The sequence below is a fragment of the Ignavibacteriales bacterium genome (genome assembly GCA_026390795.1).
Taxonomy (GTDB): domain Bacteria; phylum Bacteroidota; class Ignavibacteria; order Ignavibacteriales; family Melioribacteraceae; genus Fen-1258.
Map to the genome: position 1 here is coordinate 81,977 of JAPLFG010000005.1, position 11,536 is coordinate 93,512.

The window sequence follows — 11,536 nt, forward strand, 5'->3', positions numbered from 1 at the left end:
AAAAAAATGCCAAATAAAATTTTAGTTTTTATCGAGCAAAGAAATGGTATTATCAAAAAACCTTCGTTAGAAGCAGCAAAAGTTGCTTCTGATTTAGCCGTAAAACTTTCCGGTTCTGCCGAGGCTATAACAATTGGAAATGAAATTGAAGGTTTGGAAAAGGTTGGTTCTTACGACATAACTCAAGTCACACATTTCAAGAATACAGAGCTTGACAACTATTCTCCGAGTGCGTATGCGGAGTTAATATCAAAATATGTTAATGAAAATAATATTGATATATTATTCTTCGGTGCAACTTCGATGGGAAAGGATTTAGCTCCGCGCATCTCCGCGAAAATTGATGCTGGACTTGCAATTGATTGTATTGCTCTTAATTCAGATGGCGGCGAAATTAATGCAACCCGCCCTATTTTTGCCGGTAAAGCACTACTTGATGTAAAAATTACTTCGCCTAAAAAGATTTTTGCATTACGTCCTAATGTGTTCAACCCAGGTACTCCGTCTGATACAAAAGCAGAAGTGAAAGTGGTTAATGTTGATTCACCCAACATGAACGTCAAGGTTACTGAAATAAAAAAATCTGAAGGTAAATTAGATGTAGCCGAAGCAGATATAATAGTTTCAGGCGGCCGCGGTATGAAAGGACCGGAACATTTTCATCTTGTTGAAGAACTTTCGCAAGTACTTGGTGCTGCAACGGGCGCCTCACGTGCCGTTGTAGATGCCGGCTGGCGCTCTCACGGAGAACAAGTTGGTCAAACCGGTAAAACTGTATCCCCTTCCTTATATGTGGCTCTTGGAATTTCTGGTGCTATTCAACATTTGGCAGGTATGCGCTCATCGAAATATATTGTGGCTGTCAATAAAGATAAGGATGCGCCCATTTTTCAAATTGCAGATTACGGAATTGTTGGCGACTTATTTGAAGTAGTTCCGGCAATGATTGAAGAGATAAAGAAAATTAAATCATAGAAGGATATTGTGCACAAAGTTCAAGTTGAAATATTAGGTTTATCAGCAAGTCCATCGGCGGGCGGAGCCTATGCGTTACTGCTAAAAGAAATTTACGGTGTCCGCCGACTGCCGATTATCATAGGCCAGTTCGAAGCACAATCAATTGCTCTTGAGATGGAAGGGATTAAACCGCCTCGCCCTCTTACACATGATTTGCTTAAGAATGTAATTGATAATCTTGGCGGAACAATTTCCGAGATCATAATTGACGAGTTGAAAGAGAATACTTTCTACGCAAAGATAAAATTAGAAATTTCATCCATGACAAACGAAATTGATTCCCGTCCAAGTGACGCGATAGCTCTTGCTGTTAGAACGGGAAGTCCTTTATTTGTATCGGAAGACGTAATGAAAATAGCATCTTTTGTTCCTTCAAGCGAAGATGTTGAAGAAGCATTCGATAACGATGCCGAAGAAAAAGACGCAGAATTCAAACCTGCTAAGAAGAATTTAACTGAGACAAAACTCGCTCAGTTGCAAGATCAGCTGCGCGAAGCGATTGATAAAGAAGATTACGAAAGAGCAGCGAAGCTGAGAGATGAAATAGCTAAACTCGGAGGCAGTTCTAATTAAAAATTATTTTCCCGATTTCACATTCCAAACATCGGTTCCTAGAACAATAATTTCTAAATAGTTCAATCATACCTTGAGTATAAATCGTCGACTGTACATGATCGTTCATATTTAATGATTGAGCCATATCAGTTACAATTTGATTCTCTGAGCGTTGTTCGTACAGACTATACACCTTTACAATTTTTTTTGCCAATTGTTGATTGCCGAAAACATCAAAATAAACCGAGAAGAATGGTAAGACAACATTCACAACTATTTCATCTGCACGCGCAACTCCGATAAAATATTTAATTTCCCCATTAGCTTTCTGGTCTAGAACATAATGGTTTTTCCAGAACCCGTCAGATTTAACAATAAAGAAAGAACGAAGTGAATTAACTAGCACGGATAGGTTGTAGATCTCATCTATTTTTCTTGTAATAACAGAGATCATATTTTTGTGCAGAAGTTCTCTTACCAATCTTGCACCTCCTGCAATGCGGATTGTTGGAAAATTCTGAGGGCGCATTCTAAAAAAGTGCCAGTGAGTTTCATCAAAATATTTTCCATCATAAAACGGACGGATAGAATTCCAATGATAGGAGATTTTTTCCAGATATTTTTTTGAGACTTCTTCAGTAACACTGTTTGAACCGAGAGCCAATCCGGATATAAACAAAAATGCGGCTTCATACTTCTCAACCAAGACACCGTCATTTTCAATCTTGCTTAAGTAATTTACATTTACTGCTTGTGCAAGATTGATCATTTGAGATTTGTTTTTAGAATAACCAAGAGCTTCAAAAATCAATTCGTAAAAAAGTTGCTGCCATATTTCTTTGGATCTAAAATCCGAGTGGTTGAACTTTCTTTCATGGAATTGAGACGACAATTCATAAGATATTACCGGTTCTTTAATGTTAAGTTCTTTTATGAATTGCAATTCTTTCAGGCGATTAAAAACTTTATTGCATTTTTTTTCAAACCGTATAATTCCAAGCTGCTGCAAAACTTTTTCTATAATATCTTGATTAACCTGATCAATATTTACCGCACATTTAATACTTGAACCCGAATTTTCATTATGAACTTCAACTTCCTTTTTAATTTCTTCAAGGTGCTCAATTTCAATAAAATCTGAGAAACAAATTGACGGTACTTTTCTACCTTCACGCGTATAGACGTACCCGTAATTGTTTGTATTCAATAACGATGCATGTAAGATCACTTTAGTGTATTTACTGTCTATATTATGACCGTGAGTTTTCCAATCGGAGTAATTGCTGTCAATTTCTATATCACCTATATATGTAAGGTTACCAATTCTTATCCGTGCGTTCTTGAAATCGGGGCCACCGGTTTCTTGATTGTGTACGCCTACATCTAGAATTGTTATTTCTTCACCGGTACTTGTTTTAAGAGGATGCTGGTAGCTTTGCTTCTTCCAGATTTCGTATAACGTGCTTTCGTGGATTTTTGAATTTTTATCGTTCATCTCAGTTACAAGAAATAATTAACAAAGTGAATCGAAGAAAAGCGATCATAATTCTGAATAAATTTAACACAATAGCATACTAAATGCTATAACTTATATTTCAATTTATTTTATAGTAGATAGAATCGATTGGATTGCGGAATTGTACTGTTTGATTATTTTGTTTATAACACTCCCAAAATTTTCCGTAGAATCGGAATAGATGAGCGCGCGGCTGATATTCATTATGAAATTCATATTCCGAAGTTTGGAAAACGCATGAGTAACTTCTTCTAGACTTCCGCCCTGAGTTCCTACTCCGGGTAAAAGTACCGGTATGGATCCGAAAGACTCAATATTATTCTTCAATTCATCAATATTTGTTGCTCCGAAAACTATTCCACAATTTTGATTTTGATTCCATTCGAGAATTTTTTTGATCACATGTTGATAAAGAAAATATCCATTTTCAAGTTTTTGTTTTTCAAAATCCGACGCGCCGCTGTTTGATGTAAGCGCAAGGATAAAATTAAGTTTGTTCTTGTAATCTATAAATGGGCTGAGTGAATCGAAACCCATGTAAGGATGAAGTGTAACTGCATCAAAACCAAAATGATCAAAAATTGATTGTGCATACATTTGAGAAGTATTTCCAATATCACCGCGCTTTGCATCCGCTATTGTTAATACATCATTAGAAATCAATTCCATTGTTTTATGAATTGTCTCAAATCCCCGCGATCCGTCTTTTTCATAAAAAGCAAAATTAATTTTATATGCGGCGGCATCTTGATAAGTATTTTCAATAATAATTTTATTGAATTCCAGTATCGGGTTTGAATGACTAAGCAAGTATTTCGGAATTTTTGTTATATCCGAATCTAAACCGACACAAATATGGTGTCCGCTCGAAATTTTGTTTTCTATTTTTTCTCTTGCCGTCATTTATTTATATCTTTTAAGTGTGAAGTTTTCGATTGCTATAAATATTTAACACAATGCCTATCATTACCATATTGATAAACTGCGTGCTTCCGCCATAACTAAGAAATGGAAGCGGTAACCCTATAACAGGGGTAACACCAACGTTCATTCCGATGTTTATTGCAAAGTGAGAGAATAACAGAGTTAGAACTCCTACTGTTACCAGAACACTAAATCGATCTTTAGCAGTTGCTGATAGTTTGAAAAGTCTCAGAAAAATTATCAAAAAAAGTAAAATGACAATCATACTTCCTATATAACCAAACTCTTCACCTATTACACAATAAATAAAATCAGTCCATTGTTCAGGAATAAATCTTAATTGAGTTTGATTACCGTGTAAAAATCCCTTTCCCCAAAAACCTCCGGATCCAATAGCAACTTTAGCCTGAAGCGCATTATAGCCGGCTCCAAGCGGGTCTGCAGAAGGATCTAGAAATGAAGCAATTCGTTTTTGCTGATGCGGTTTTAATACTTTGTAGATATAATCAAAGAAAAATCCCGATGAGAGATTTATTATAAATACAGCAATACTGTTGAATAAGTCTTTCTTAAAGAAAAACAAAGCTGCAACAACAAATAAAAGCGCAACAATAAAAGCATAAGTTCCCAATATAGAAGCCAGTGTAACAATTCCTGGCGACAACACAACAAACAAACCGAAAAGACTAATGCCGCTCCAAAAAATTAATGAGATCGTGATTATCAAAAAAACGATTGACGTTCCCATATCCGGTTCGAGCATAATTAAAGCAACTGGAAAAATACCGATCAGCAAGGCCACACCGATATCTTTTAGATTATTTATATCACGGTTCTTATAAGTGAGCCAGTAAGAAAGCATCAAAATTGTACCAAGTTTTGCAAGCTCGGAAGGCTGAAACCCAAACCCACCAATACCGAACCAACTTTTTGCTCCATAGACTGTTTTACCTATTACAAGCACAGCAATAAGGAAAAATATTGAAATACCGTAAAGAGCAATTGCAAATTTTTTAAATGTTTGCAGAGGTAAAGAAAAAGTAACAAAGAAAACGAATAGTGAAATTATTACAAAGACAACTTGCTTTTGAAAATTTCCGCTTGCAGTTGGATGATTAACGGTAGAACTATATATTGCCAGCAATCCGAATACAATTAATCCGATAACAGGAAGAAAAATTGATAAGTCAAATCTATCCTGAAGTTTATAATTAATGTTCAAGGTTTGCCTCTTTCACTAGCGGAAGCGCTGCTAAGTTTTTTGGCTCTTCTTTTTTGCCTTTTTGAAGATATGCCTTGATTATATCTCTGGCAATAGGTGCTGCTGCAATGCTTCCGAATCCTGCATTCTCCACAATTACCGCAATAGCAATTTTGGGATTATCATACGGTGCAAAGCCAACAAAAATCGCATGGTCTTTGCCATGTGGATTTTGCGCGGTACCCGTTTTACCGGCAATAGCAATATCGGGTAATTTTATATTTGTTGCCGTACCGGCGCCATTAACAACCAAGTACATAGCCCGGCGAACTATATCAAACGATTTTTTACTGATTCCAATATCATAGTATTGCGGTTTAACATCGTACTGTTTATTGGTTTGAGTATCCATATAACTTTTAAGAAAATGCGGTCTTGCAGATTTTCCAAAATTTGCAAAGAGAGCAGCATATTGTGCAAGTTGAAGCGGTGTAACATTCAGTTCTCCTTGACCAATTCCTAAACTTATTACAAATCCTTTTGTCCAGCCGCTCTTACCGTAAACTCTATTGTAATATTCCGTCGAGGGAACAATTCCTGACGATTCTTCCGGAATGTCAATTTTTGTTTTAGTACCAAATCCGAACTTCTTGGCATATATTGACCATATATCCAAACCTAATTTATTTACCAGTGTATAGTAAAAAGTATTGCATGATTTTTCAATTGATGTTTCAACATTAACGGTTCCATGAACATGCAGGCATTTGAAATAACGGTTGCCAAATTGATAACCGCCGCTGCAATGGACTTGAAAGTTTGTATCAATGATACCTTCTTCTAAACCGGCGATAGCAGAAATCATTTTAAATGTTGATCCGGGTGCAAATGTAGACATTGACGCACGGTTAAACATCGGTCGCTCTGGATTGTTATTCAGTTCTCTCCAAACTTCGTTAGAAGTAACTTTCGCAAAATCCTCAAGATTGTACTGAGGTGCACTTACGAATGCAAGTACCTCACCCGTTGTAGGATCGAGTGCAACAACGGCACCACGTTTATCTTTAAATGCTTCTTCTGCAACTTGCTGAGCATCTTTATCAATGGTCAGAGTTAAATCGTCACCCTTAATAGTTGCTTGGTCTTCATTGCCAGCATTATACCTGCCGATAGTTTTCTGTTTTGAATCAACAAGCATGTACTTAATCCCTTTTTCGCCGCGGAGATAATCTTCATATGTTTTTTCGATTCCGCCAAAGCCAATATCATCACCGATATCATATTCACCTTTTCTGCGCTGAAAAATATCTAAAGGAATTTCTTTAGTGTATCCGAACATATGCGCACCGGTAACACCAAACGAATAATCTCTTCGAGTTTCCATGACATAATCAACACCGGGCAGTTTAGAAGAATTTTCTTCATACCATGCTATTACTTTAAAACTTACGTCTTTGGCAATTTTACGGGGAAGAAATTTTGAATATGATTCATTCTGCTTAAGAATTCTGTCGATGTACCCTGGACTCATTCCTAAAATGGCTTCTAAATACGGAGATAATTTTTTGTCGTATGTTGACGGTGTTATCCGGAGCGTGAATGATGGTTTATTCCCAACGAGTACTTTATGATTTCGGTCGAAAAAAATCCCGCGTGGTGCAAGTTGATAGATTGGTTTAACGCTATTCTCATCGGATTTTTCAGAATAAGACGGCTGTTCAAGAATTTGCATATTAAACAGTTGAATAGAACTGATGGCAAAAAAACCTATAATAATAACAAACACAATCCTTCTTCTAAAAATCGAACCGAAATAATTATCGTTCATAAGATCCCTTTCTTAGGGGCAAAAATAACAATCGGCAATCCAAATAGCGAAGTATATAAACCGGGTAATAAACCTTCTTCAAGAATTACGAAAAATAAATTTACGCTTAGGTTTGTATTAGAAATCGTCGCATATATAAAAGCGTTTAAACTTCCACAAAGAAAAATAATAAATAAGAAGAAAAACGATTCGGTATTGAACTCAATTTTATTTTCATTATAAAAATATCCGACCCAAAAACCAGAAATAGTAAATGAAAACATAAACGCACCGATCAAACCACCCGAAAAAAGGTCAAGAAAGAATCCAAGAAAAAATCCAAGAATGGTTCCGTATACTTGCCCGTTTTTTAAAGTGTAGTATGCAATTAGTACGAATATAAGATTCGGCGCAATACTGGCTATCGAAATCATCGGTATAATAGTCAGTTGAATTAGTGTCAAGGGTATGAAAATTAAAATCGGTTTTAAAATATTGTTAAACATTTTAATTCTGCTTAAGTAGATTCATTTCAAGATTATTTATTTGTTTGCTTGGTAAAACTTTTAGAATGAATAAATCATTTTCTGCCGGAATATCGGCAAATGGTGTTATTGTAATAATATGAAGTAACCCAAGTACATTTGATTCTTTTTTCTCAACAATTCCAATAGGAATTGACGGCGGGAATAAAGTACTAAAATCCGAAGTTTCAACTCTATCACCAATTTGAACATCGTAGGTTGTCGGGATATCTTTGATGACAAGATTCATTCCGTCATAGCTCAAAATTCCGTCAACATTTGTTCTTTGCAAAGTAACTGCAATGTTCAGATTACTATTATTCAGAGTTCGAACTACAGAAAAATTTTCTGCAACATCCATAATCAACCCGATCAAACCTTTTTCACTTAAAACAGGCATTCCCTTTTTGATCTCATCGTTTGAACCTCTATTGATGATAAAATTGCCTTGAGATTTGGTTACGAGCTTTGAAATTACTTTTGCCGGAATTAATGGGTAACTGCTTGTATCTCTGAAAGCAATCATATTGCGCAATTCTTCATTCTCGGTTCGTAACTTTCTCATACGGTTAACCTCCAGCATCAGTTGAGCATTCTCCATTTTCAATTCATCAAGAGAAACATCTCTTTTAAAGATTGAAGTTAGAGAATTAGTTATCTCACTGAGGATAGCGAAATTACCCAGCGCGAAAGTTTTTAAATGTTTTGCTTGTGGTTTTTCGCTTTTAGATAGAAGCGTAAGACTGATAACGGAGAGAGCAATTACCAGAATATATTCTTTGTAGTCGGCTGCTAGTCTTCTTAAAAATTTTAGCATTAGTAAGTTCTTTTACGAATGAAGACCTTTGAATACTTATTCAGATTTTCAATACATTTACCGGCACCGCGTACAACAGCAGTCAAAGGATCATCGGCAACATGAACCGGCAGATTTGTTTCCATTCTAATACGTTCGTCAAGTCCTTTTAATAAGGCTCCGCCGCCGGTCAACATAACACCGCGGTCAAGAATATCTGCAGAAAGTTCAGGCGGAGTTCTTTCTAGAGTTTGCTTAACTGCTTCTACAATTTGCGAGATATTTTCATTCAATGCTTCGCGGATTTCAACTGAGCTCACTTCGGCAGTTTTAGGAATACCTCCTACAAGATCGCGTCCTTTTACCTGCAAAGTGATTTCTTCTTTAAGCGGAACTGCACTTCCAACTTCGCATTTGATTGATTCGCTTGTACGTTCTCCAATCAAAAGGTTATAATTCTTTTTGAAGAATTGCATAATTGCGTTGTTCATTTCATCGCCGGCAATTCTAATCGATTCTTCATTGACAATTCCTGCTAGGGCAATAACAGCAATTTCAGTTGTACCGCCGCCGATATCAATCACCATATTACCTACCGCTGCTTCAACGTCAATACCTATTCCAATCGCGGCAGCCATTGGCTCGGCAATCAAATGCACTTCCTTAGCACCGGCATGTTCGGCAGCATCTCGTACTGCTCTCTTTTCAACTTCTGTAACACCGCTTGGTACAGCAATTACAATTCTTTTACTTGCAATATTATTTGGTGTAACTTTTTTAATAAATGCACGAATCATTCCTTCAGCGATTTCAAAATCGGCAATTACACCGTCTCGCATTGGTCTTGTAACTCTAATTTCCCTATGTTCTCTTCCCTGCATCTCTTTTGCTTTATTACCAAGCTCAATTATTTTTTTTGTATTTCTATCGAATGCTACAATAGAGGGTTCATTAAGGACAATTCCTTTTCCTTTAATATAAATAAGGGTGTTGGCAGTCCCCAGGTCAATTGCTACATCAGTCGAAAAGAAATCAAGAAAACCCATTTTTCCTCTTAGTGTTTAAAATTTCTAATACCCGTAAATATCATTGAAATATTTTTGTCGTTAGCGGCGGCTATCACTTCATTATCCCGTACAGAACCGCCCGGCTGTACAACTGCTGTTATTCCGTTTGAAATGATTTCAAGAATACCATCTGCAAACGGAAAAAAAGCATCCGAAGCCGCTACAGCACCCTTCAAATCATGTCCAAATTGTTTCGCTTTTGATGCGGCAATCTTTGTAGAGTCTACACGCGACATTTGTCCGGCTCCAACTCCAATTGCTTTTTTATCCTTAACATATATAATTGCATTCGATTTAGTATGCTTGCAAATAGTCCAAGCAAATTTTAAATCATCAAATTCTTTCTCTGTATATTTTTTTTCAGTAACCAATTTGAATTTTGTTTCATCAATCTTTGAATTATCTTTTTCCTGAACAAGCAAACCGCCGGCAATTGATTTAACAAGTAATTCATTTTGATCAGCATTTTTTTTGATCTTAACTATTCGTCGGTTCTTCTTTGTTTTCACTAGTTCAAGGGCTTTCTCTGAAAAAGCCGGTGCAACAATAATCTCTGTAAATATTTCATTCATCTTTTCAGCAGTTGCTCCATCAACTTCTTTATTGAATGCAACAATTCCGCCGAATGCCGAAACCGGATCGCAAGACAATGCGCGTTCGTATGCATCAAGAACATTTTTCCCAATTGCAGCACCGCATGGATTTGTATGTTTTACAATAACACAAGCAGTTTCATCAAAATCGCTCACAAGCTCAATTGCTGCAGATAAGTCTACAATGTTATTGTAAGATAATTCTTTGCCGTGAAGAATATCAAAATAATTTTCAAAATCGCCAAATAAATATGCCTTCTGGTGAGGGTTCTCGCCGTAGCGCAGATCGAACGAAGCTTTGAAATTGATGCGGATCGCGGTCTTCGGCTGTTCAAATTCTTTCTCAAAATAATTCGCAATCAAAGTATCGTAAAATGATGTATAACTAAATGCGGCATAAGCCAATTTTTTACGAGTCTCGTTGCTTACTATTCCAATTTTTAATTCCGTAATGAATCCGGCATATTGCGACGGATCGGTTAATACGGAAACAAATTCGAAATTTTTTGCCGATGCTCTAATTAAGCTTGGACCACCGATATCTATATTTTCAATTTTTTCTTCGAGAGAAATATCAGTTCTGTCGACAACATTTGGGAAAGGATAAAGATTTACACAAACGATATCAATTGCGGAAATCTGGTTTTCACCGGCTTCTTTTTTATCAATAGCGTTATCTCTCCGCATTAAAATTCCGCCGAAAATTTTTGGATGAAGAGTTTTAACTCTCCCGTCAAAGATTTCGGGAAATCCGGTAAAATCTTTTATTTCTAGACAATCAATTTTATTTTCATGAAGCACTTTGAATGTATTGCCGGTCGCAAGGATCTGGTATTCTAAAGAATTTAGGTCGCGGGCAAAATCAATAATAGCGGTTTTATCAGAAACACTTATTAACGCAAATTTTTTCACACAATCAATCCGTTTACTACTCGATTATACAGCTCAATTATTTATAACAATTTTATGATCGGCAAATTTTTCTACAACAAAGGGTAACAGCTCATGTTCAATTTGTAATACACGTTCGGCAATTTCTTCAGGGCTATTTAATCCAGTAATATCAATACTTTTCTGAGCAATTATATTCCCGTGGTCATAAACCTTATCTACAAAATGAACTGTAGCACCGGAAACTTTAGCGCCAGACTTGAGCACCGCTTTGTGAACATTCATTCCATACATCCCCTTACCGCCGAAATCCGGTAAAAGAGCAGGATGGATGTTTATAATTTTTTCTTCAAATTCATCTATCATATTTTCGGGAATCATTTTAAGAAATCCCGCAAGAACAATAAGATCGACCGGAATCTTTTTAAGCTGAAGGATTAATTCTTCATAATTAAAAAATCCAGACTGCATTTTAGCGCTAACCAAAAAAACCGGAATTTCATTTTGAGTTGCAAACTCAACAGCACCGCAATCTTTTTTATCGCTTACAAGAGCACAAATTCTAATTTTTTCTTTCGGAACTTTTTCAAATACAGATTTAAAATTAGATCCTCTGCCGGAAGCGAAGACAGCGATATTAAACAT

Annotated in this window: 11 protein-coding genes; 2 read left to right on the top strand and 9 right to left on the bottom strand. The window is 36.3% G+C overall.

Annotation, left to right across the window (positions count from 1 at the left end; all coding sequences use genetic code 11):
- The first annotated feature begins 6 nt into the window (after positions 1–6).
- The gene (locus NTX65_16415; GenBank protein ID MCX6170920.1) at positions 7–975 is read left to right on the top strand and encodes an electron transfer flavoprotein subunit alpha/FixB family protein; all 969 of its coding nucleotides are present in this window, start codon (positions 7–9) and stop codon (positions 973–975) included.
- Positions 976–984: 9 nt separating this feature from the next.
- Positions 985–1,590 carry a bifunctional nuclease family protein gene (locus NTX65_16420; GenBank protein ID MCX6170921.1) on the top strand — a complete coding sequence of 202 codons (606 nt, stop codon included), beginning with the start codon at positions 985–987 and terminating at the stop codon, positions 1,588–1,590.
- Here NTX65_16420 and NTX65_16425 read toward each other — a convergent pair.
- From NTX65_16425 to purN, 9 genes are all read right to left on the bottom strand, one after another.
- Positions 1,583–3,067 (bottom strand): DUF2851 family protein, encoded by a 1,485-nt coding sequence (locus NTX65_16425; protein ID MCX6170922.1) that lies wholly within the window; start codon positions 3,065–3,067, stop codon positions 1,583–1,585. The two genes, NTX65_16420 and NTX65_16425, sit on opposite strands and share 8 nt — an antisense overlap.
- Positions 3,068–3,172: 105 nt before the next feature.
- Positions 3,173–3,991 (bottom strand): orotidine-5'-phosphate decarboxylase, encoded by an 819-nt coding sequence (gene pyrF / locus NTX65_16430; protein MCX6170923.1) that lies wholly within the window; start codon positions 3,989–3,991, stop codon positions 3,173–3,175.
- A gap of 13 nt (positions 3,992–4,004) precedes the next feature.
- Entirely contained in the window at positions 4,005–5,234 is a 1,230-nt protein-coding gene (rodA, locus tag NTX65_16435) for a rod shape-determining protein RodA (GenBank protein ID MCX6170924.1), read from the bottom strand.
- Positions 5,224–7,041 (bottom strand): penicillin-binding protein 2, encoded by a 1,818-nt coding sequence (gene mrdA / locus NTX65_16440; GenBank protein MCX6170925.1) that lies wholly within the window; start codon positions 7,039–7,041, stop codon positions 5,224–5,226. Before mrdA ends, rodA begins: the two co-directional genes overlap by 11 nt.
- Positions 7,038–7,526, bottom strand: coding sequence for a rod shape-determining protein MreD (gene mreD, locus NTX65_16445; GenBank protein MCX6170926.1), 489 nt, complete (start codon positions 7,524–7,526; stop codon positions 7,038–7,040). The genes mrdA and mreD overlap by 4 nt, the downstream gene beginning before the upstream one ends.
- Before the next feature lies 1 nt (position 7,527).
- The gene (gene mreC / locus NTX65_16450) at positions 7,528–8,361 is read right to left on the bottom strand and encodes a rod shape-determining protein MreC (protein MCX6170927.1); all 834 of its coding nucleotides are present in this window, start codon (positions 8,359–8,361) and stop codon (positions 7,528–7,530) included.
- Positions 8,361–9,386, bottom strand: a complete 1,026-nt coding sequence (locus tag NTX65_16455; GenBank protein ID MCX6170928.1) for a rod shape-determining protein — start codon at positions 9,384–9,386, stop codon at positions 8,361–8,363. The genes mreC and NTX65_16455 overlap by 1 nt, the downstream gene beginning before the upstream one ends.
- An 8-nt stretch (positions 9,387–9,394) precedes the next feature.
- Entirely contained in the window at positions 9,395–10,912 is a 1,518-nt protein-coding gene (gene purH / locus NTX65_16460; GenBank protein ID MCX6170929.1) for a bifunctional phosphoribosylaminoimidazolecarboxamide formyltransferase/IMP cyclohydrolase, read from the bottom strand.
- A 33-nt stretch (positions 10,913–10,945) separates the two neighbouring features.
- Positions 10,946–11,536 carry a phosphoribosylglycinamide formyltransferase gene (purN, locus tag NTX65_16465; protein ID MCX6170930.1) on the bottom strand — a complete coding sequence of 197 codons (591 nt, stop codon included), beginning with the start codon at positions 11,534–11,536 and terminating at the stop codon, positions 10,946–10,948.